The sequence below is a fragment of the Mucilaginibacter celer genome (assembly GCF_003576455.2).
Classification (GTDB): domain Bacteria; phylum Bacteroidota; class Bacteroidia; order Sphingobacteriales; family Sphingobacteriaceae; genus Mucilaginibacter; species Mucilaginibacter celer.
In genome coordinates, this window is record NZ_CP032869.1 from 4973996 (window position 1) to 4996923 (window position 22928).

Annotated in this window: 15 protein-coding genes; 7 read left to right on the plus strand and 8 right to left on the minus strand. The window is 43.3% G+C overall.

All coding sequences use genetic code 11. The features are described 5' to 3' along the window. Positions 1-184: 184 nt before the first annotated feature. The 3 genes from HYN43_RS20380 to HYN43_RS20390 all read left to right on the plus strand — a co-directional run bounded on the left by HYN43_RS20380 (position 185) and on the right by HYN43_RS20390 (position 4416). On the plus strand, positions 185-2452 hold the full coding sequence (locus HYN43_RS20380; protein ID WP_119411081.1) for an aconitate hydratase: 2268 nt from the start codon (positions 185-187) through the stop codon (positions 2450-2452). Between the two features lie 133 nt (positions 2453-2585). After that, positions 2586-3173 carry a hypothetical protein gene (locus HYN43_RS20385; protein ID WP_119411082.1) on the plus strand — a complete coding sequence of 196 codons (588 nt, stop codon included), beginning with the start codon at positions 2586-2588 and terminating at the stop codon, positions 3171-3173. A 211-nt stretch (positions 3174-3384) separates the two neighbouring features. Further along, positions 3385-4416 (plus strand): retropepsin-like aspartic protease, encoded by a 1032-nt coding sequence (locus HYN43_RS20390; protein ID WP_119411083.1) that lies wholly within the window; start codon positions 3385-3387, stop codon positions 4414-4416. 117 nt (positions 4417-4533) lie between these two features. Here HYN43_RS20390 and HYN43_RS20395 read toward each other — a convergent pair whose 3' ends face one another. The 4 genes from HYN43_RS20395 to HYN43_RS20415 form a co-directional block, all read right to left on the minus strand. Next, positions 4534-5478 carry a hypothetical protein gene (locus HYN43_RS20395; RefSeq protein ID WP_119411084.1) on the minus strand — a complete coding sequence of 315 codons (945 nt, stop codon included), beginning with the start codon at positions 5476-5478 and terminating at the stop codon, positions 4534-4536. A gap of 1 nt (position 5479) precedes the next feature. Further along, positions 5480-6934, minus strand: coding sequence for an MBOAT family O-acyltransferase (locus HYN43_RS20400; RefSeq protein ID WP_119411085.1), 1455 nt, complete (start codon positions 6932-6934; stop codon positions 5480-5482). A gap of 247 nt (positions 6935-7181) precedes the next feature. After that, positions 7182-9101, minus strand: a complete 1920-nt coding sequence (nagB, locus tag HYN43_RS20405) for a glucosamine-6-phosphate deaminase (RefSeq protein ID WP_119411086.1) — start codon at positions 9099-9101, stop codon at positions 7182-7184. An 847-nt stretch (positions 9102-9948) separates the two neighbouring features. Continuing rightward, positions 9949-12516: a Kelch repeat-containing protein gene (locus HYN43_RS20415; RefSeq protein ID WP_119411088.1), complete on the minus strand. Its 2568-nt coding sequence runs from the start codon at positions 12514-12516 to the stop codon at positions 9949-9951. A 295-nt stretch (positions 12517-12811) separates the two neighbouring features. Between HYN43_RS20415 and HYN43_RS20420 the strand changes: the two genes are divergently transcribed. Both HYN43_RS20420 and HYN43_RS20425 read left to right on the plus strand, forming a co-directional pair. Beyond that, positions 12812-15619, plus strand: a complete 2808-nt coding sequence (locus HYN43_RS20420) for an outer membrane beta-barrel family protein (RefSeq protein ID WP_119411089.1) — start codon at positions 12812-12814, stop codon at positions 15617-15619. Between the two features lie 8 nt (positions 15620-15627). Continuing rightward, positions 15628-16404 carry a GLPGLI family protein gene (locus HYN43_RS20425; protein ID WP_119411090.1) on the plus strand — a complete coding sequence of 259 codons (777 nt, stop codon included), beginning with the start codon at positions 15628-15630 and terminating at the stop codon, positions 16402-16404. A gap of 572 nt (positions 16405-16976) precedes the next feature. On the opposite strand, the gene HYN43_RS20430 is transcribed toward HYN43_RS20425, so the two are convergent. From HYN43_RS20430 to HYN43_RS20445, 4 genes are read right to left on the minus strand one after another with little or no spacing between them, the layout of a single operon-like run. Then, positions 16977-17765: an SDR family oxidoreductase gene (locus HYN43_RS20430; protein ID WP_119411091.1), complete on the minus strand. Its 789-nt coding sequence runs from the start codon at positions 17763-17765 to the stop codon at positions 16977-16979. A 26-nt stretch (positions 17766-17791) separates the two neighbouring features. Beyond that, positions 17792-19072: an L-fucose:H+ symporter permease gene (fucP, locus tag HYN43_RS20435; protein WP_119411092.1), complete on the minus strand. Its 1281-nt coding sequence runs from the start codon at positions 19070-19072 to the stop codon at positions 17792-17794. 40 nt (positions 19073-19112) lie between these two features. Continuing rightward, on the minus strand, positions 19113-19967 hold the full coding sequence (locus HYN43_RS20440; protein WP_119411093.1) for a fumarylacetoacetate hydrolase family protein: 855 nt from the start codon (positions 19965-19967) through the stop codon (positions 19113-19115). Continuing rightward, on the minus strand, positions 19967-21139 hold the full coding sequence (locus HYN43_RS20445; RefSeq protein ID WP_245446961.1) for a glycoside hydrolase family 172 protein: 1173 nt from the start codon (positions 21137-21139) through the stop codon (positions 19967-19969). The genes HYN43_RS20440 and HYN43_RS20445 overlap by 1 nt, the downstream gene beginning before the upstream one ends. A gap of 281 nt (positions 21140-21420) precedes the next feature. Between HYN43_RS20445 and HYN43_RS20450 the strand changes: the two genes are divergently transcribed. Then, positions 21421-22005 (plus strand): Crp/Fnr family transcriptional regulator, encoded by a 585-nt coding sequence (locus tag HYN43_RS20450; RefSeq protein ID WP_119411095.1) that lies wholly within the window; start codon positions 21421-21423, stop codon positions 22003-22005. 206 nt (positions 22006-22211) lie between these two features. After that, positions 22212-22928, plus strand: a complete 717-nt coding sequence (locus HYN43_RS20455) for a pirin family protein (protein WP_119411096.1) — start codon at positions 22212-22214, stop codon at positions 22926-22928.

Consider the following 22928-nt stretch of genomic DNA (forward strand, 5'->3'; position numbering starts at 1 on the left):
ACTTGTGTTAAACTGCAACTGCCACTAACTAACCTCCAATCACTTATTTAGAACATATCCAAATAACATTTGTACAAGGCACTGACAGCAATTAAATGTTAATTTTTGTAATTTCGCCGTTCTAAGGCCAGTTAATGGGCTTAACGTCAATTTCTTTTACTTTTCACCTAAAAATCAAATACAAATGGCTTTTGATTTAGATATGATCAAAAAGGTTTACGACCGCTACAGCACCCGCGTTGAGGCTGCACGTAAAGCGACCGGTAAACCCCTTACTTTAACCGAAAAGATTTTATACGCCCACCTTAGCGAAGGCGATGCTCAAAAAGCATTCGGTCGCGGGGTTGATTATGTTGATTTTGCACCAGACCGTGTAGCCATGCAGGATGCTACCGCGCAGATGGCCCTTTTGCAGTTTATGCAAGCTGGCAGGCCTAAGGTTGCTGTTCCGTCTACCGTACATTGCGATCACCTGATCCAGGCTAAAATTGGCGCGGTTGAAGATTTAAGTACTGCTGTTGACGTTAACCGCGAAGTTTACGATTTCCTGGCCTCAGTATCTGATAAATATGGTATCGGTTTCTGGAAAGCCGGTGCAGGTATCATTCACCAGGTAGTGTTAGAGAACTATGCTTTCCCTGGCGGTATGATGATCGGTACCGATTCACATACACCTAATGCGGGTGGTTTAGGCATGATCGCTATTGGTGTTGGTGGTGCTGACGCCTGCGACGTTATGGCCGGCCTGCCATGGGAGCTTAAATTCCCTAAACTGATCGGTGTTAAATTAACCGGTAAACTTTCTGGCTGGACTTCAGCTAAAGACGTAATCCTTCGTGTTGCTGGTATCCTTACTGTAAAGGGTGGTACCGGTGCCATTGTAGAATACTTTGGCGAGGGTGCCCGTTCAATGTCGGCAACCGGTAAAGGTACTATCTGTAACATGGGTGCCGAGATCGGTGCTACTACCTCTATCTTCGGTTACGACGAAAAAGCTGCAGCTTACTTAAAAGGTACAAAACGTGCCGATATCGCTGAATTAGCTGATGCTATCGCTGAACACTTAACAGGCGACGAGGAAGTTTACGCTAACCCAGAGCAATATTTCGACCAGGTTATCGAGATCAACCTGAGCGAGCTTGAACCACATGTAAACGGTCCGTTCACTCCTGATCTGGCCTGGCCTATCTCTAAATTTGCTACCGCTGTTAAAGAAAACGGCTGGCCTACCAAATTAGAGGTTGGTTTGATCGGTTCTTGCACCAACTCATCTTACGAAGACATCACCCGTTCGGCTTCTATCGCTAAACAGGCTATCGATAAAAAATTAAAAACCCAGGCCGAATTTACCATCACTCCGGGCTCGGAGCAGGTACGTTACACCGTTGATCGCGACGGCTATTTAGCTACCTTCGCCGAAATGGGCGGTGTGGTATTGGCTAACGCCTGCGGACCATGTATTGGCCAGTGGGCCCGTCATACCGACGATCCTACCCGCAAAAACTCTATCATCACTTCGTTTAACCGTAACTTCGCTAAACGCCAGGATGGTAACCCTAATACCCACGCTTTCGTAGCTTCACCGGAAATTGTTACCGCTTTCGCTATCGCGGGCGACTTAACTTTTAACCCACTTACCGATACCTTAACCAACGAAGCAGGCGAGCAGGTTAAATTTGACGAGCCTGTAGGTATCGAGTTACCGGTAAAAGGTTTCGCGGTTGAAGATGCAGGCTACCAGGCCCCTGCCGAGGATGGCAGCAAAGTAGAAGTGATCGTTTCTCCAACTTCATCACGTTTACAATTGCTTGAGCCGTTCAAAGCATGGGAAGGTACCGACATTACCGGCTTAAAACTATTGATCAAAGCAAAAGGTAAATGTACTACCGACCATATTTCGATGGCTGGCCCATGGTTGAAATTCCGTGGTCACCTGGATAACATTTCGAACAATATGCTGATCGGTGCTATCAACTACTTTAACCTTACTGCCGATAGCGTTAAAAACGAACTGACCGGCGAATACGGTCCGGTTCCGGCTACCCAGCGTGCTTACAAAGCAGCAGGTATTGGTTCGATAGTGGTAGGCGACGAAAATTATGGCGAAGGTTCATCACGTGAGCACGCTGCCATGGAGCCTCGTCACTTAGGTGTACGTGCCATACTGGTAAAATCATTTGCCCGTATACACGAAACCAACCTTAAAAAACAAGGTATGCTGGCTATCACGTTTGCTGATAACAACGATTACGAGAAGATTCAGGAAGATGACACCATCGATATCACCGGCTTAACTACATTTGCCCCAGGCCAGCAGTTAACCGTGGTATTACACCACAAAGATGGCTCAACCGAATCGTTCCCTGTAAATCACACTTACAATGCACAGCAAATTGAGTGGTTTAAAGCAGGCGGCGCGTTGAACATCATCCGCAAGCAAATGGCATCTTAATTTCGGATATCGGAATTTTGATTTCGGATTTAAATATTGGAAGCCTTCCCGTTTGGGGAGGCTTTTTTGTTGTGTGATTGTGTGATGGATACTCATTTATGATTTACAACGTTAGCTAATAAACCAACCTTATATGAAATTTCTGCTACTTCATTTAATCCTGATCTCCCTGTTTACAGCCGCTAACGCGCAGTTAAAAAAGGGCAGAAGCGTTACTTATCAGCCCCATCATATTTCGAGTATAAGGCCAATCGGAAACTCCGGTTCTCCCTCAGTTAATCAGTCACTCATATTACAGGATAAAAACCTTGACGCTTTTATAGCCGATCTTAAAAAATCATCGATGTCATTGCACACAAGCATTAAAGGTATTCCGGCGGTTGTAAAAGATTTCTTAGCATCCTTTGCCGCTGATGGGTTTTCAATAGCAGATCCGGGCAAAGAGTGGAACTGTTGTGATGGAGGATGGGACGACAATTTACCCAATCGCGAACTGATTAATGTTGGCAGCGATGGGCATCTTTTTATGATCACTTACCTTACCGGAGGAATAGGAGTAGGAGAACACATTATACTAATTACATATAATAAAAAAAGAGTACTTGATTTTTGGACAGGAGATATATCAGAAAGGCTTGAGCGCAAAAATGAGATTATTGGATATCTTATCGAAACAAAGGATAAGCATTGGCATGTGAATAAATATAAGCTGCTTATATAATGGATTTAATAATTCTATCTCTTATTTATCGCTTATTATTTTTCGCTAAATTTAAAGCCACACATCCTACATGAAAACAATCCTAACCTCAACCTTACTTTTATTCACCAGTGCTCTCGCCTTTGCTCAGCAACCTTTCACCTTTAACCAGGGCTGAACAAACGCTAAAAACTACTACGAAGAAATCCCGTACGAAAAACTATCGGGCAAGATGTTTATTACTGTAGAAATTGCAGGTAAACAACATCGTTTTTTGTTCGATACCGGCGCACCCGTACAAATTACTCCCGATCTTGCCGCCGAATTAAAGTCGGCAAGCATAAAACGGACTCCCATAGTTGATGCTACCGGGCGAAAAGACTCATTAAATGTAGTTAACCTGGCCGAAATTAAACTGGGTAATACCACCTTTAATAATATTCCGAGCCTGATAACAGGATCAGATGTTTATACCTGCTGGCATATAGATGGCGTGTTAGGCAGCAATATTCTCCGGAAATCTATTGTGCGGATCGATCCTGTAAAACAGTTGATCATTATTACTGATAATGCTAAAAAACTATCTTTAAACAAAAAGGACGCGGCCCGCTTAGTTACCGATCCCATACAAAGCTATCCTTATATCCTTGTCGGGACGGCAGATGTCTTTTTTTTCATGATTGGTTTCGATAGCGGCGAAAGCAGCCTCTTCGTGCCTGCAGAAAAAGACATGGTGACAGCTGAAAAATACAAGACTTTTACTACCATCAGCACCGGCTACGGAACAGGTGCCCGCAGCCTTTTCGGTTTACAAAAAAGCGACAGCACAAGGCGCATACTTTTTCCGGCTATGAAAATAGGGCAACATATACTTACCAATTTCACCGGCGAGACCAATAAAAGCAACATGACACGGATGGGCACCAGGCTTCTGGACTATGGAGGCGTTACTTTAGATTTTATTCACCAACAGTTTTACTTCGATACAAAAGCAGACACCATACATATTGAGAAAAATAGCTGGCCAATTAAATCAAGCGTATCAGGCAATCATTTTGTAGTTGGAACAGTATGGCAGGCATTAAAAGGCCAGGTTGATCCCGGCGATCAGATCCTGGCTGTTGATGAACTGAATACCGAAACCATAGATCTTTGCCAATTGGTTAACAGAAAAACAGGAATTCTTGACGGGAAGCAAAGCGTAACGTTAACTATCCGGGATAGTAAGGGAAACGTAAAAAAGATTATGATGAAAAAGGAGTAACTCAAAAGCGTTGAGTATTATCAAGCAAGCAAGCGGGATTGGAATTTTAAGATTTAATCACCAAAAATCCTGATTAAAAAGCTATCTGCAAACGTTACAATATCCCACCCATAACTTTTAATGAATAACCGATTTTAAATCCTCCACCAGGTATTTACCAAAAGCATTTACTCCTTTGGTGTTCATGTGGTAGTAATCAAAAAACATGGATGTATCCCTGCAAATAGGGCTGCTTGAATAGTCGAAATATTTAAACCCATACTTTCGTGCAAGTGAGCTGTATAGCCCGGGCATGTTATTAGCATCCCTTACATGTGCCTGGTATTGATCCAGCGAGGGCACCCAAACCAGTATGAGCGTTATATTTTCCTTTTTACAATAAGCAACAAAATCAACAAACTCGCGGTAAATAGAATCAACTATCCTGGTTTTAAGTCCTGCCGGGTACTTTTTTTTGAGGGCCAGTAATGATTTATTGCTAAACGGACGGTTATAGCTGCAAAACCCCTTGTAGTTGCCATCGTCGGCAACGCTTGTTCTGAATATATTCCTGATTCCGGCAGTAGTTGCGCCGTAGGCTGTGCGGTATTTATATAAAGGGACGTACAGATCGGCCAGTGTATAATCAAAATGACCTTTAAATTTTTCAATCAAAGGCTTGTTCAGGTAAGGGATAAACTGTACAAATTCAACCTCGTCGGCATTGGTAAAAGTGGTAACATCAACCACCTGTATTATATACTTCGGCTTTTTATTGTGTTTGATGTATTGGTTAAACCTATAATTTTCCAAACCGAAGGCGGTACCGCTCATACCGAGATTATATGCCGGCATACCAAATTCGCTTTCGAGCAGCGCCGGCGAAATATGGATCCTGGCCCTCGATGAGCCTTGGATCAGGATATCGGCATTGATCCTCGAGTTCATTAAATCGTACCACACTTTATAATCGGCCGAATAATCTGATTTGCGCAAACCGGTATCTATGGCAAACTGCAGCAGGTAAGCCATGGCTACACCAATCAATAAAAAGCAAAATATCTTTTTTAAAAACCTGCCCATATCAAAACTGGAAGTAGATAAACCTTGAACTCTGGAATACCCCGAACAATATTATTGAAAAAATAAGCAACAAATAAACGCCCCACCTTACTACCAGCACCTGCCTTGCAATCAGCGCGCTTATGCTTCCGGCAAATTCCTGGTATAGATGCACAAATAAAAGTAAACCTGTAAAACCCAGCATCAGCACCTTTGATAATGATTCCCTTCCCCATGGTGCAAGTGCCCCGCGCGCATCGTTAAGATCTGAATGAGCAAACAGGTGCTTCAGCATTGAAAAGGCCTGCTGCAAATTGGTCGCCCTAAAAAACACCCAGGCTATGCTCACTATAATAAAGGTTACCATCCCTCTCAACAAATTATGTAAAAGCGGTAAGCCTGCCAAACCAGTTAGCCGGGCAAGTCGGTTGCCCGTTGGTTTTAGTAAACGTTCAATTATCAGGATGCTGCCATGAAGCGCGCCCCATATTACAAATGTCCAGCTGGCTCCATGCCAAAGGCCGCTTATTGTAAATACAATCAGGATGTTCAAGCACCAGCGCGGCAATTTTACGCGGTTACCACCCAATGGAATATATAAATAATCGCGAAACCAGGTTGAAAGCGAGATGTGCCACCTGGTCCAGAAATCTGATAAAGTGGTGGCAAGATACGGCCTCCTGAAATTGGTCATGAGTTCAAATCCCATTACCGCCGCGGCACCAATGGCAATGCTTGAGTAACCGGCAAAATCGCAAAAGATTTGAATAGTGAATGATAACACACCGATGATAGTGCCTACCGCGCCAAAATGTTGATATCCGTCAAAAACATTATTGGCAACCAATGCGAAATTATCTGCTATAACCACTTTTAAAAAAAAACCCCATAGCATTAACTTAAGTCCGCCGGTAACGCGTTTATAATCAAAACGCTGCTCAACATAAAACTGATGAATTATATTTTGAGGCCGCTCGATAGGGCCCGCCACCAATTGCGGGTAAAACATTACATACAGGGCATAAATACCAAAATGCCTTTCGGCCTTCTGATTCCCGCGGTAAACCTCGATGGTATAACTCATAGCCTGAAAGGTATGAAACGATAAACCGATGGGCAGTAAAATACTGAGGTAAGGCAGCGGATTGGTGCCGCCATAATGATTAAAAAGCCAGGAAATATTACCGTTGATGAAGTTATAATATTTAAAAACACAAAGGATGCCAACGTTGGCTATAATGCTACAGATGAGATAAAAGCGACGCGTGTGTCCCTGCGAACTTTCTATTTTTAAGCCGGCAAAATAATCTATTACAATAGTAAAACCCAGTATCAGGATATAAACGGGCACAAATGCCATGTAAAAATAGCAGCTGGCCAACAGCAATAATATCCACCTGAACCGATGCGGCAGGATAAAATACAGCGGGGTTACGATAACAAAAAAAGCAATGAAGCTTAAGGAATTAAAGAGCATAATTTCAATGCAGTTTTCGGCTTTCCAAATATGCTAAAGAAATTAAAATATTATCGGCGTAGCCTGCCTTATTTTGATAGTAATTAAAAATATCATCGAGTTGTGAAACCGACTTTACCGGATATAAAAGAGCCTCATGAAGCAAACTTCATAAGGCTCTTTATAATCAGCCGCGAAGCTGCGGCATCCGGGTTGAAAATTATTCCTTATTTCATGGGGCACCAACCATGTGCCATCAACAAAAAACTTAAAATTTATACCTCACAAATGCCTCCATTGCCTCATATTCGGCTAAGCCAAGGCGGTCATAACGCTGGGCGGTATCGCGGGTGCGGTCTTCGGCACGTACCCAGAACTCGCGCGCATCATCACCCGGGAATACCGGGGTGTCTTTTTGCGATTGATGTTTGAAGATGGCGTTACGCTTGCGGAGCACCTCTTGTGGAGACAATGGTACAGCCATCTCAATCTCGTGGGTTTCAAACTCGTGCCATGCGCCGCGGTACATCCAAAGCCAGCAATCTTCAACCCACTCCTCTTTGCCTTTTAATCTCTCCAAAGCAGCAAGGATAATTTTAAAGCATACCAGGTGGGTACCGTTCGGATCAGCAAAATCACCGGCCGCGAAGATCTGTTGTGGCTTTATTTTTTGCAGCAGATTGATGGTTAACAGAACGTCTTCCTCTCCTACCGAGTTCTTTTTGGTTTTACCTGTTTCGTAAAAAGGTAAAGCCATAAAGTGGATATGATCGTCCTGTAAACCGGCGTACCTTGCACCCGAAATAGCCTCGGTTTTACGGATGAAGCCCTTTACATTACGAATCTCCTGCGTATCTATCTCGTTAGGTTGCTTGGTAGGGAAAAAAGCACGCATTTCTTCGTACGACTTTTGAAGATGTGTACTGTCTTCACCGATGGATTTAGTAAAATCGATAGCAAACTCCATATATCTTAACACATCATCATCCCATACCGCGGTATTACCCGAGGTTTGATAAGCAACATGTACATCATGGCCCTGATCAACCAAACGGATAAAGGTACCACCCATCGAAATCACATCATCATCCGGGTGCGGAGAGAAAATGATTGAACGTTTTTTGGCAGGCAATGCCCTTTCCGGCCTTTGCGAATCGTCGGCATCAGGTTTGCCGCCCGGCCAGCCGGTTATGGTATGCTGTATCTGGTTAAAAATATCAATGTTGATATTGTAAACCGGGCCCTGCTCAACAGCCAGTTGGGCCATGCCGTGAGTGTTATAATCCTCTTCGGTTAATTTCAGCACAGGTTTGTTAATTTCGTTTGCAAGCCAGATCACTGCTTTCTTTTTTAACTGGTTATCCCAAACACAATCTTTCACCAGCCATGGGGTATCAAAACGGGTGAGGTCTGATGCGGCCTCAACATCCAATACAAACTCTACATTATCTGATAGTTGCAGGTAAGTAGCCGGTACTTCACCCGAGATTTCTCCTTCAACAGCTTTCTTAATGATCTGCGCTTTCTTTTTGCTCCAGGCCATCAGGATAATTTCACGGGCTTTAAAAATGGTGCCGATACCCATGGTAATGGCTTTGGTTGGCACATCCGCTTTACCACCAAAATCCCTTGCGGCGTCACGACGGGTAAGGTCATCAAGCGTTACCATCCTGGTACCCGAGTTTGGTGCCGAACCCGGCTCGTTAAAACCGATGTGACCGGTACGGCCAATACCCAATATTTGCAAATCAAGGCCGCCCAACTCTTCAATCTTTCTTTCATATTCCACACAGAAAGCTACTACCTCATCGGCATCTAATGTGCCATCAGGGATGTGCACGTTATTTTTATCAATATCAATATGGCTAAACAGGTTTTCGTACATAAACGTCACATAGCTTTGGGCTGCTGTGGGTTTCATCGGGTAGTACTCATCCAAATTAAAAGTGATCACGTTTTTAAAGCTCAGGCCTTCTTCTTTGTGCCGGCGCACCAGCTCGCCATACACCGCAACCGGGGTTGCACCTGTGGCCAGGCCCAATACCGTTTTTTCGCCCCGGGCTTGTTTTGCTTTAATCAGTTTAGCTATCCGGTTGGCTACAGCTACCGAAGCCGTTTTAGCATCGCTGTAAACGCTTACCGGTAACTTTTCATACCGTGTCTCTTCCAATAAATTTAATCGTGCCATAATTTGTTCAGAACCTATATGTTATAATTGTTTAAAGTTTAAAAAAGCCGCTATACAAAAAACCCCCGCCGGGGCGAGGATTTTTATCAAACCAATTAACAAAAATGTTTATCCTCACCGACATGAGGGTAAAGTAAAATACGTATAATAATAAGCTGTGCATTATCAATACAAACTTAATAAAACATAATTTGAATTAAAAGAACTTTTTAAATTTTTTTAATAAGTATTTTCTATCCGAAAAATCAGATTAAGCGGGTGATTAGGTTAAAATTTGCGAAAGAACGTTGCTTCAATATATGAAGAGGCCGTTTAACATATCTTCCAAAAAAGTTCGCTTTTATATTTCATACATTTTTCAACTGCAAACTGCCAACTCAAAACTGCCAACTGAATCAGGGCGTTGCCTTCGGCCGGGCTTTACGCTGCAAGTCCTCGCCTTGCCTACACTCAATCCCGCCCGCGCTCCGGGCTTTCCGCTTCAATCCCTAACGCTGCCTGCGCACAGGTCCAAAACAAAAGATATTAAAGCACTGTAGTTTTAGTTGTTCCTTTATCCCTGACCATCAAAAAATGAAAAAGAGTTCCTGATGGGCAGGAATACTCTTTTTGCTAACCAATTATAAAACATAAATCATGAGAGAGAAGAGACGCAGGGGAGGAATCGAACCAACCTTTTGCTGCCGAACCAGCGCCTGCCGTTTAGTTTGAAATGAACCCCATTCACAAACTAATCTGTGGCAAATATATAAATATTCTATTAAATCTATATATTTAGTAGTATTTATTAAAAAAAACTCATTACAATTTCAAAACACACTAATTAACAGCCATTTAAATTTAGCTATTAACGCTCATCCGATTTATTGGAGCAGATCTTCTCAAAAGGAACGTGGTATTCCTCCCCTAACGATTTTTCGTACTCGGCAGCAAACTCATCATATACTTTGCGGGCATGCTCAATGCCACGGGTACGGCGCAAAGCTTTGATTTTAAATTTAATAGCGATATCGTTAAAAGGATCGATATTTAAAACAACCCGCGAGATTTCAAGCGCTCTTTTATAATCAAACGAGTCGTAAACCTTTTTAATCACCGGCAAAATTACCGGCATCAGGGCTTCTTCATACTCCTGTTTAAAATCATCCAGCCAAATTTCGGGAATATGCTGCAGTAATCCGCCGCGTGCTACCAGATCAAAGTGGTTAAATAAAGATTGCTCAGCATTGCCGGCCTGTTTCAGATCGTCCCTTACAATAAAGTAATCGCAATAAAAATCATCGGCTATAACAAAGCTATAGGTATCATTAAGGAAAGTAAGTTCCAGCCCCTCAATATCCGAAAGGATCTTACGCAGGTGATTGATGGTAACTCCGCGGATGTTTTTGGTTTTAGCTACATCTTTATCAGGCCAAAGAATAGTGGAGATCTTCTTAGAGATCACGCCACTCTTATCACGGCTATTCAATAAAATAAGGATAAAAAGCTGTTTAATTTTCGAGCTGAACAGGTAAGTGATATCCTTCGCGTTTTTATCAAATACGGTAAACTCACCCAACAGGTACACCGCGTTAGCCCTGCTGCCGGGCTCGTTCTCTTCCCTATAGGTAATAACAGGCGCTTCATTACCAGCCGGAGCGGGCACCTCATCATCAGTTCTTTTTCGTTTCAGAAAAAACATCACTATGCCGGCTAACAGCAGCAGGGCTGAAACACCGCCCAAAACCCGGTACAGCGTAAATGTTTTTTGGCGCGGCTGATGTGCTGCAAGGTAATCCAGCTCGCTTACCGGAGGCGCAGTAAGGGCGAAAATCTTTATTACCGATTGCGATGGTGTAATAAACTCCTGCGTGGTACAATAAAACACATCCTGCGTGGCATTGTAAAACAGGTTATGATCTGTTTCTATGCGTTCGGATACAACAGGGATCGTTCCGCTTACTATCTGGTACGATCCGTCCTTTATCGAAAACTTGTAAAGCCGCATGGCGGTTTTTGGTTTTTCGTGCGGATAGCAAAGCGCGTAAAAAAACTGCTTATCTTTTGAAATGATCAGGTTATTGGCCGGCACAAAGGCTTCTTCGTTAGGCTTTATATCCCATAGTTTTTTAACGGTATGGGTACTTAAGTTAACCCGGTACAAATCATAATAGTGCATCCCGCCAACCACCTGGTTGCCCGACTGGTTGCCATAACCGCCAAAAATATAAACATCATTATTGCTATCGGCCGTACTGCTGGCCGAAAAAAAGCGGGGGGTGATCACATCGCCGGTAAAATTCTGGATCTGCCAGTTATCCGTTATCTTATCGTACTTAAAAAAATCTTTATAGTATTTAAACGAACCGTAACCGCCAAACAGGTACAGGTTATTAAAATCCTTATCGTAAAATATATTATGGTGATGCCTTTGCTCGGTAATGGTTGCGCGGCCATAAAAATCCCAGGTAAGGCTGTCAAGGTTAAAAGCCGCTATGCTGGGAGATGGCTTTGGCGCCCGTAACACTTCGTACAGGTAGCATTTGTTCTCTTTTACATTAATAACGCTTTTACCGAGGTGTAGTGGTACATCCAGTTGTTTTTTGAAGGCTTTGGCCCAGGCATTGCCGCGTTCGTTGTCATAATAAAAAACCGAATCGTTTTTAAAAATAAAAAACTGCCCTGTACGCTGGTTAAAATTTAAGCCGGCAACCTCATTAAACGTTCGCGTATACTTTTGCTTCCAAAAATACGATTCGTTAATGAGCCAGGACGGGTTATCAACATGGCCCAAATCATCTCCTTCGGCGCTGTACACATCGTTGCCGGTCCACTCATTTAACTGGAAGCTGTATCGATCATCATCATTGCTTACTACCAGATTTTTGATAGCCATATTGGGCACGTCCGAATAATGTTCGTTTTTTCCAAACGTGATCCTGGCAGTCATTTTACCATCAAAACCCAAACCACCGGCGCGGTACCATTTACCGTCGACCGAAACACCCACCTTATCGCCTTTCAAATCCAGATCCACCACAATCTTCATCCATTTGCGCCTTTTTAACACGCTATTGGCAAGCGGGATATTCAGTTTATTGCTACGGCTATCAATATTAAAATTAAGAAAGGACCCCATGTTGTAAATAGAGCTCAGGCTATAGGAGTTACCTTTTACATCGGTTAAATTTAAAATATAACCGAGGTGTTGATTATCCCATAACGAAAGATCGAAGGAGATAACAACACGATTGTGAAATGTAGGAGGGTCTTGCTTAAACACCTGGTACGAGGTGCGTTTGCTCATCAGGCTGTCGTTCGATCCGAACTGGAGGCCCTGGCCATTACCTTTTAGCGCAGGGAGCAGCATAATAAAAAGCAATACAATCTTACATGCCTTTTTACGAAGCATTAAAATTTTATCTTTTTTTATCATTTAAAAAACATTGTTTAAACACGCAAAACCGGCGGCGCTATAGGTTAGAATAATGTGCTAAAATAGAGTTTTTTTAGCTACGAGGAGAGATAACATTTAAAAACCGATAACCTAAATCCACATAAGTTATGTATTCAGTTGTCTGGCAGAAGGCAAGGTTTGTTAACAAAACGCCTCCTAAAACCGAGACCAAATGTTAAATTTTAGCGATGAAATGTTAAATGTACAGTACTAAATGTTAAATAGCTTGCATAACTAACTATTTAGTTATATTTTGGCTCCCATAACGAACCTTATGAAAATCACATTTATTGGACTATTGCTACTTTGCTTCGGCTTTACCACTTCATTTGCTCAAACCGGCTATAGCGTAAAAGGTAAAGTGGCCGATACGGTAGCCAACTCAAATCTTATCAATGCCAGTGTAAGCGTAATTACCGCTAAAGATTCCATCCTTCAAAAATTTACCCGGGTTAAAGATGATGGTACTTTCACCATCAGCAATCTTAACAAAGGCAAATTTATTTTAGTGGCTACCTACCCCGGCTATGCCGATTTTGTAGAGCGCTTTACTTTAGATTCGGCACATACCACCCACAATTTTGGCACCGTAAGTATGCTGCTTAAAGAGCGCCTTTTAAAAGAGGTAATTGTAAAAGGCAAAGCCGCAGCCATTAAAATTAAAGGCGATACCACCGAGTTTAACCCGGCCGCCTATAATATCCAACCCAACTCGAAGGTGGAAGACCTGCTGAAGCAGCTTCCGGGCATTGAGGTGGATAAGGATGGTAAAATCACCGCGCAGGGCCAAACGGTAAAAAAAGTACTGGTTGATGGCGAAGAGTTTTTTGGCGACGACCCAACCCTGGTTACCAAAAACCTGCGCGCCGATATGGTTGATAAAGTACAGCTGTATGATAAAAAAAGCGACCAGGCAGCCTTTACCGGTATTGACGATGGCGTGAAAGATAAAACCATCAACATTAAATTAAAAGAAGATAAAAAGAACGGCTACTTTGGCAAGCTTGACGGTGGCCTTGGTACCGATGGTTACTACCAGGGGCAGGCTTTGTTTAACCGCTTTAAAGGCAAGCAAAAATTTTCGCTTTATGGCACCTTAGGCAATAACGGCAAAACCGGTTTGGGCTGGGAGGATAACAACAAATACGGCGGCGGCGGTAACATGGAGTTTGGCGATGATGGCGGCTTCTATATTTTTGGTGGCGGGGGTGATGATCTTGACAGCTTTAACGGCCGTTATGATGGCGAAGGCAAACCCGTAGCCCGTACCGGTGGCGCGCACTATGATACTAAATGGAACGGCGATAAAGAATCGTTAAACACCAACTACAAAATCGGCTCGCTTACAGTTGATGGCACCAAAAATACCCAGCAGCAAAACAACTTTCCGGGTAACATATCAACTGTAAACAGCGATCAGTATAATCACAATTACCTGTTCCGCCAGAAGCTGGATCTGAATTACCAGGTCAAAATAGATTCGATGCAGAACCTGAAAATAACGGCAGACGGTACTTTAAGAAACAGTAATACCAAAAGCATATTCAATACACAAACCAACCGGTTGGATGGCAGCCGCATAAACACCAACTCGCGCGATAACAGTGCCGATGTTGATGGCAAGGTTTTTAACGCTACTGCATTTTATACCAAAAAATTTAAAAAGAAAAGCCGCACCTTATCGGTAAACTTCAGGGCAGGCTATAACGACAGCGATTCGAAAGGTTTTCTGAAATCGAACACCACGTTTTATGATTCGGTTGGTGTTTTTGCAAGAGATACCACTATTGATCAGTACAAGGTTAACAAAAGCAAAAGTACCAACATCAACACCAATATCACCTATACCGAACCACTGGCCAAGGATTTTACTTTGGCCCTAAGCTATGCCATATCTGTAAACAATGCCACTAACGACAGGCGTACCTTTAATAAACCCAATACCGGTAATACCACCGTTTATAATACGTTAGATAGTGTTTACAGCAGCGATTATAAACTTAACCAGTTGTCAAACCAGGGCGGTGCCGTGTTTAACGTACAAAAACAAAAGTTCTCGTTTAACTTTGGCACCAAGGTAGCCGGCGTCAAATTTAAACAGGTTGATGAGTTTGGCCGCATGGCCGATTTAACCCGCAACTTCACCAACTGGTATCCGCAGGCCAGCTTTCAATATAAGTTCAGCAAGCAATCAAGCGTGCGGATAAGCTATAACGGTAACACCACGCAACCCAATATTGATCAGATCCAACCCGTACGTGTAAATACCGACCCGCTCAATATTCAAACTGGTAACGCGGCCTTAAAACCATCGTTCACCAACCGTTATAACATCAGCTATAACTCGTATAAAGTAATCAGCAACCAGTACATCTGGATCAGCGGTTCGTATTCAACCACCAGTAATCCTATTGTGAGCAATGTGGTGCGCGATACTACTACGGGTATCAGCACTTATCAATCGTCAAACCTTAAAAATCGCTCAACCAATAACTTTTGGGCAAACAGTTATTTTGAGCGTAAAATTCCGGGATTGGATATTAACGCCGGTTTCGAGTTATCAGCCAGCGGTAATACCTATTATAACCTGTCAAACAATGTGCTGAATGAAACCAAAGCATACAATTACTCGGGCAACATCCGGTTTTCTAAGTATAAAGAAAGGAAATATGATGCCTGGATTTCAGGCGGCCCTACTTATACCGTAAACTCGTCATCGTTAAATTCGGCTTTAAACAATAACGGCAGAGGGTTTAATGCTTATGGTGGTTTCAATATTTATCTGCCTGGCAAATTCCAGATCGGCACAGATGGCAACTATACTTATAACGCCCCTACCAAATCATTCCCGCAGGATTTCAGACGCTTTTTGCTGAATGCAAATATCTCGCGTACCTTCCTGAAAGATGCTTTAAAGGCCTCTATTACGGGCAACGACTTGCTGAACCAAAATACCGGCTATAACCGTACCGGATCGGCAAACGTACTTACCCAGGAGCGTTATACCACTATCCGCAGATACTTCATGTTCTCACTCACCTGGGATTTTAATAAAGTTGGAGGCGGCGCACCTAAAAAATAAACCTTGTTATGAAAAAGATATTAACCCTTACAACCCTACTTATATTAACTGCCAACCTGCTGATGGCGCAGGCCAACAAGCATTTTACCTTTCATGGTGTTATTGAATACGACAAAACATCAAATGTATGGGCAATGCTGCAAAAAGCTATTAATAAAGACAATGAAACCTGGTACCAGCCCAGGTACGAACAATACAAAAAAAACAAGCCTCAGTTTAAAGTACTAAAAAGTACCCTGAAATTTGGCAACAACCAAACCTTGTTTACACCTATTGAGCCGGAAACACCAACGGCCGGTTATTGGAGCGAGCCGATGATGGTATCACAAAACAGTACTATATTTTCTGATTTCAACACCGGAATGAGCACCAGCCAAAAAAGTGTATTTGAAGAAACCTTTTTAGTAAAAGATACTACCCGCCGCATTAAATGGAAGCTTACCGGCGAAACCCGCGAAATTGCAGGCTATCCGTGTCGCCGGGCCAACGGACTGATCCTCGATTCGATTTACGTAGTAGCATTTTATACCGAGGAAATCCCTGTTTCGGGCGGTCCCGAATCATTTAATGGCTTGCCGGGGATGATATTGGGGGTAGCCCTCCCACACGAAAACGTAACCTGGTTTGCCACCAAAGTTAGCGAACTACCTATCGACGAAAAATCGCTAACAGCACCTAAAAAAGGTAAAGCAGCCACCAATAAAAGCTTCATGACCGTTTTACAAAACGCAATGAAAGATTGGGGTACCGAGGGGAAGGAGTATTTGAAAGGATTTTCGTTATGACGACCTTTTAAATTATATTGTAGTATAAAGACCAAGTCCCCGATTTGTTTGCAAATCGGGGACTTGGTCTTTTATATGGCTGTTTTTTGATTTTCTATCCTTGCCGTTGTTGGCTTGGTCATCAACAGCTATACGCGATACCTGCGCGTGGCTTAATACTATATAAGAGCATAGCGGCACGAAATGATGTTGGTGACAACACCATAGCCGTTAACATAAGCGAATATTTTAGCCTAATCGCGTTTAAAATCCCCTCTTGAGAGGGGGCGCGATGGGAAAGAGTGGGAGCAGGGGTGTGTTATACAAGCGATAAGCCGCATGCAGAATAATACACCCCCTCCACCCCTCTCAAGAGGGGAATCGCAAATTCCCCTGCTTTTTAACGATTTAACCCTTAAGTTAACGGCTATGGTGACAACACCAACAACGGCGGGGATGCTTCCATCAAAAAGCTTTGCGTCTTAGCCTCTTTGCGTGCTTAAAATCTCAAACTATGCAAACCTAAAAACTTTGCGTCTCCGCGTTTTTGCGTGCTCAAAATTTTAAACAATTCACCTTTGCGCACTTAAAAACTAAGCATTAGCCAAAGCCCTATCCAAATGCACATACCCGCCATCAACATAAATTAACTGCCCTGTAGTATGGCTTGATACCGGCGACAGTAAAAACGCCACAGTATTGGCAATCTCTTCGGCAGTAGTCATCCTGTTTTCGAGCGGAATTTTCGATTCAATTTCCTTCAGTTTAGCTTCAGGATCAGGCAGGGTTTTAATCCAGTTGGCATAAAGCGGGGTCCAGCATTCGGCCACTACCAGGGCATTTACCCGGATACCGTATTTTAACAGTTCAACAGCCCACTCACGCGTAAGCGCATTACGGCCTCCGTTTGATGCCGCATAGCCTGATGTATTTCCCTGGCCGGTATCGGCAGTTTTTGAGGTGATATTAAGGATGGCCCCTTTTGATTTTTTAAGTTCGGGCAGGGCATAATGCGCCATCAGGTAATAATGCACTACGTTTTTATGCAGCGATGCGATAAAGCCCTTGTAATCGCCGCTTTCAAGGCCGACGCCATCGTTTACGCCGGCGTTGTTTACCAGGCCGTCAATGCGGCCGTATTTGGCCACTACCTCGTTAATGGCGTTCTCGCTGGCTTTGGGATCAGTTAATTCGGCAACTACCTGGTGCGCTTCGCCGCCTATAGATTCAATTTCCTGCACGGTTTTCAGGTTGTCCGCTTCGTTACGGCCCACAATTACGGGTATGGCACCTTCTGATGCCAAAACCTTTGCTATACCCTCGCCTATGCCCTTTGCACCGCCGGTAACTATGATTACCTTATCTGTAAGTTGTAAATTCATTTTTATTTATAATAGATAGATCAATATTAATGCGAGCCTGATATGGCCAGCTTTTTAACTTTATAATTGTTAATAGCAAAAAGTAATATCCCGAAAAAGCAAAAGCCCGGTACAACGTAGGCCCACTGAATGCTGTGTGTAGCATCAGATACCCGACCCATGATTACAGGGAATATAGCACCACCAACAATACCCATAATTACCAGCGATGAACCTAATTTGGTTTTAGCGCCCAAACCGCGGATACTTAATGAAAATATGGTAGGGAACATGATAGACATGAAGAACCAGGTACACATCAACGCGTAAACGGCAATTTCACCATGCAATGTTACCGCAAGGGCTATCAGGAAGATATTGATAACGGCATAGGTTATCAGCAATTTAACCGGGTTAAAGTAGCGCATCAGCAAAGTGCCTATAAATCTACCCGCCATAAAACCTGCAGAGGCAATGGTGAGGTAGTAAGAAGCAGGCTTTTCGGCAAACCCGGCAACTTTTTCTGAATAACGGATAAAGAAACTGCTTACACCGGCTTGTGCCCCAACGTACAAAAACTCGGCAAAGATACCCGCCCTCAGGCTTTTTATTGTCAACAGCTCGGCTATACGGGTACCCAGCGGCCTGTGATCATTCATAGCGTCTTCGCTGGTTTCTTCAACAATTGGCGGGAAGTGTGTACGGTAAATTAAGAAAGCCACTACAAGCACCACGGCACCTATTACTAAAAACGGAATTTGTACCGATGAAGCCTCATGATTAAGATATTCATTTAACTGTTCGGGCGACATTTTGCTCGATTCGGCATCGGTTAATACTTTTCCTGAAAGAATATAATTTCCACCGATAAGGGGTGCAAGCGTAGCCGCAAGGCCGTTAAATGATTGGGAGAAATTGATACGGCGCTCGGCACCTGCAGGGTCGCCCAATACGGTGATATAAGGATTGGCAGCTGTTTCAAGGAAAGCTGCGCCCGAAAAAACGATGAACAGCGCCGTTAAAAAGAAGGCATAGTTGCGAACTGCCGCCGCCGGGAAAAACAGGAACGCGCCTATAGCAAAAAGTATCAAGCCTAAAATAATCCCCCCTTTATAGCCATATTTTTTCATGAACTGCGCGGCGGGAATAGGCAGAATAAAATAGGCGATATAGGACGCCGAGTCGATAAGCGATGATTGCAAATCATTTAACTGGCAGGCTTTTTTAAGGTGCGGAATTAATATCGGGTTAAGATTAAGTGCAAATCCCCAGATAAAAAACAGGGAGGTAATTAATGCTACTGCAAATAGCGTGTTGTTTTTTGACATTAGTATTTATTGGTTGGTTGTATTACTTATTCGTTTTTGTTTAGTGATTATGCTTTTTATTAATAGCCACGGTATTTATCATTGTACCTATATGGTCGATGCTGATCTGCACCACGTCGCCAACCTGCAAAGCAAAGGAAGGTGGCGGAACGAGGCAAGTCCCGGTCATTAAAAAGCATCCGTAAGGAAAATCGCATTCGCTGTATAAATACCCGGTGAGTTCGATAAACGAGCGTTTAATGCGCGATACAGTAGTTTCATCCTCAAAAATCAATTCACCGTTACGCTTTATCTTCATGCCGATCGCCGTTTCGGCCGAAATAGGCGACGAGGTAACATACAGGCATGGCCCCAGCGCAGCGCTTTTTTCGTACACCTTAGCCTGGGGCAGATACAAAGCATTTTCGCCTTCGATGCTGCGCGAACTCATATCGTTGCCAATAGTATATCCCTGGATCCTGCCATTGCTGTTTATAAACAAGGTTAGCTCGGGTTCGGGAACATTCCAATCCGAATCTTTACGGATATAAACTTCGCCGTTGTGGCCCGATACACGATGAGCAAGCGATTTAAAAAATAACTCGGGCCGGGGTGCATCATAAACCTTATCATACAAACTTGCGCCTGTTTCCGATTCTTCCATGCGGGCATCCCGGCTGCGTAAATAGGTTACACCTGCCGCCCATACCTCCTGGTTTCCAATCGGTGGTAGTATTTTTCCGTTCAGGTACTCGGCTTCTACATCAGCTGCCAAAGCGGTAGTATCCGTAGTGATTAATTCGAGGTATGCAGCCAGCTCATCGCGGTTAATCAGTTTATCCCATTCGTCGTCAATAATATACGACGAACCGTTATGCTGCAGTAAGCTGCCTTTGGCTAATTTATATAGTTTCATCAGTTTACTTCCAGTTCGTCGCGTGAAGGTAATTTAGGAAAAGGGCCGTGTTCGCCTGTCTGGTACCAGAAAACGGTAGAAGCAATATCATCCTGCAAAGGCATGTAACGGCCATCATGCCGCCAGCCCAAGGCCTGTATGGTAACTTTCAGGCTTTTTTCAAAACGGATGGGATCAGCAATATGCCAGCGGTACAAACCGAAGCGCTGGGCAATGCCGTAATGTCCGTCGCCACGGATCACTTGTGGCAAGCCGCTGTAGGGGCTGCAAAATTCGGTATATTCTGTACCCGGTTTTTCCTTGCCTTCGGCATCCTTGTGGTGGGTATCAAAATCATACGATCCGCAAAAGTAATCTTCCGTGCCTGTTCCGTTTATTGTGGGGAATTTGGTATCGCCATCCATAAAAAATTTAATCTCGCCCTCGCCCCACCAACCGTTTTTGTTGGAGCCGTAGGCAATATAGGTACCCACATACTGGCCTTTACCTTTAATGCTATCCACCAACACAAAATCTTTTTTATAAGGCAGCGGGTTTACCCTGCGAAACTGCGCATGGAAATAACCGGCATCTTCGGGCACATCCGTCAAGATGTAATCAACCTGGTAATAGAGCACCATATCGGCATCATCAATATTTTCCATGGTGATGCGGCATTTTTTGCGGAAAGGCATCGGCCAGTAACAATTAAAAGCACTGCCCGGGTTAACCGCCACCGCCAGCGATTGTACAGGCGCGTATTTGCCCCATCCCATACAAAAAAAATCGCCTACGGGCACCTCTACCGAAGGGGTGGTTTCATCGTCCCAATAAAAACGGATGATAGAATAACGCCAGTTACCGGTAGGCGTCATCCAGATATGCTGAATAGCACCCGAACCGTTTATTTCGGCAACAGTAAATGTGGTGTGCTTTTTTATAACAACGCTTGGGCTTACCTTCCAGGTTTGCCCCAGATCGCGGGCGGCATTGGCTCCGGTGCCTTCGGTAGCCATGCCACCTTTACCCTTTTCGCCAGTAAAATTTTCGGGACTTATCGACCTTGTTTTGGCATCGGATACCCGGTAAAGATTACCCAACCCCACATCAAGACCATTAAATTTTTGCTGCGCCTTAGCGTACGAAGCAACAATAACAAACAGGCAGATCGTTAAAAAATAATTTTTCACCATAAAATTTATCTTTAAAATCATTTAACGCAATTGGCAATGCGTTCCAGGTTTATTTGTTTATGCTTCCGGCTTCAGTTAAAAAGCCATTCACAATCATATCGATAATTTCCGGCTATCTATACTCCTTAATAAGCATAACATTCGCATATTTTGGCATGTGTAAATGACGGTTGATAAAGCTAATTTAAAATTTATTAAATTGATTATCCTACCTGTAAAAAACAGGATAGATAAATTGCCAAAGGCCTCGCGAATAAGCCAAATAAACCACACTTTTGCGTATGCCGCTTAACCTGATACTCAATAACCTCGAAAAACATATCCACCTTACGCACGAAGAGCAGGATATTTTCACCGCCTACCTTCAGCCTAAAAAAATAAAGCGTAAGCAGTATTTACTTACCTATGGCGAGGTGTGCAAATACTCGGCCTTTGTAACCTCGGGCTGTTTACGAGGATATACCGTTGATAAAAGCGGCATTGAACATGTATTAAGTTTCGCGCCTGCCGATTGGTGGATTGCCGATATGTACAGCCTGATCTCGCAAAAACCCGGAATACAAAATATCGAGGCCTTGGAAGATACCGATATGCTGCTGCTATCCAAAGCTAACCAGGAAAAACTATACCTGCAAATACCTAAGTTTGAGCACTTTTTCAGGATCCTCGCCGAAAACTCATTAGTGGCAAGCCAACAACGATTAATAGATAGCCTGAGCCTCACCGCCGAAGAACGCTATAACAATTTTTGCAAGCGCTATCCAACCCTGATAGATCACCTCCCACAAAAACAAATAGCATCATACATCGGTGTTACCCCCGAATTTTTTAGCAGGATGAAGGGGGAAATGGTGAGGAAGAAGTGAGTGGTTGATTGAGTTGATTAGGTGAGTTGTTGTTTTGCATGGCAATTTGAGTTTAACCAATAACCTAATCAACCATTCTCCCTTTTTTCCAACCATTCACCTAATCAACTCAATCAACTACTCACCAATTTCTTAACCTACATCAAGTGCCGCGCAAGCATGCCGCCTTAAATTTGTATTAACAAAACAATTAAAGGAAAAACATCATGGCACAGACCGTTTTACATAAAGCAAACACCCGCGGACATGCAGACCACGGCTGGTTGCACAGCTACCAATCGTTCAGTTTTGCAGGTTATTACAATCCCGACAGGATGCATTTTGGCGCATTGAGGGTATTGAATGATGATACTGTTGATCCGGGAATGGGTTTCGGCAAGCACCCGCACGATAATATGGAAATTATCTCTATTCCGCTGGAAGGCGATTTGGAGCACAAAGATAGTATGAACAACGTGGCCGTAATAAAAAACGGCGATATCCAGGCCATGAGCGCCGGTACCGGAATTTTTCACAGCGAATATAACTTTGATCGTGCAAGCGAAGTAAAATTTCTACAGATCTGGATTTATCCTAATAAACGTAACGTTGAGCCGCGCTACGATCAGATCTCTTTAAACCTGGAAGACAGACATAATAAATTACAACAGGTATTATCACCTAACCCCGATGACGCGGGCGTATGGATTCACCAGGATGCCTGGTTTCATTTGGGCAAATTTGACAAGGGTGTAAGTACCAAATACACTATTAAAAAAGAAGGTAACGGTGTTTACGCTTTTGTATTAAATGGCGAAGTAGTTATCAATGGCGAAACCTTAAACAGCCGCGATGCTTTAGGCATTTGGGATACTGATAAATTTAACATTGAAGCTGGTACCGATGCCGAATTTTTGCTGATAGACGTACCCATGAAATTTTAA

Bases quoted from the DNA above. Each gene is read 5' to 3' on its own strand.
- HYN43_RS20440 (WP_119411093.1), bottom strand. From the start codon at position 19,967: ATGAAACTATATAAATTAGCCAAAGGCAGCTTACTGCAGCATAACGGT.
- HYN43_RS20415 (WP_119411088.1), bottom strand. From the start codon at position 12,516: ATGATAAAAAAAGATAAAATTTTAATGCTTCGTAAAAAGGCATGTAAG.
- HYN43_RS20445 (WP_245446961.1), bottom strand. From the start codon at position 21,139: ATGGTGAAAAATTATTTTTTAACGATCTGCCTGTTTGTTATTGTTGCT.
- HYN43_RS20425 (WP_119411090.1), top strand. From the start codon at position 15,628: ATGAAAAAGATATTAACCCTTACAACCCTACTTATATTAACTGCCAAC.
- HYN43_RS20380 (WP_119411081.1), top strand. From the start codon at position 185: ATGGCTTTTGATTTAGATATGATCAAAAAGGTTTACGACCGCTACAGC.
- HYN43_RS20390 (WP_119411083.1), top strand. From the start codon at position 3,385: ATGTTTATTACTGTAGAAATTGCAGGTAAACAACATCGTTTTTTGTTC.
- HYN43_RS20430 (WP_119411091.1), bottom strand. From the start codon at position 17,765: ATGAATTTACAACTTACAGATAAGGTAATCATAGTTACCGGCGGTGCA.
- HYN43_RS20455 (WP_119411096.1), top strand. From the start codon at position 22,212: ATGGCACAGACCGTTTTACATAAAGCAAACACCCGCGGACATGCAGAC.
- HYN43_RS20395 (WP_119411084.1), bottom strand. From the start codon at position 5,478: ATGGGCAGGTTTTTAAAAAAGATATTTTGCTTTTTATTGATTGGTGTA.
- HYN43_RS20420 (WP_119411089.1), top strand. From the start codon at position 12,812: ATGAAAATCACATTTATTGGACTATTGCTACTTTGCTTCGGCTTTACC.
- HYN43_RS20400 (WP_119411085.1), bottom strand. From the start codon at position 6,934: ATGCTCTTTAATTCCTTAAGCTTCATTGCTTTTTTTGTTATCGTAACC.
- HYN43_RS20450 (WP_119411095.1), top strand. From the start codon at position 21,421: ATGCCGCTTAACCTGATACTCAATAACCTCGAAAAACATATCCACCTT.
- HYN43_RS20385 (WP_119411082.1), top strand. From the start codon at position 2,586: ATGAAATTTCTGCTACTTCATTTAATCCTGATCTCCCTGTTTACAGCC.
- fucP (WP_119411092.1), bottom strand. From the start codon at position 19,072: ATGTCAAAAAACAACACGCTATTTGCAGTAGCATTAATTACCTCCCTG.
- nagB (WP_119411086.1), bottom strand. From the start codon at position 9,101: ATGGCACGATTAAATTTATTGGAAGAGACACGGTATGAAAAGTTACCG.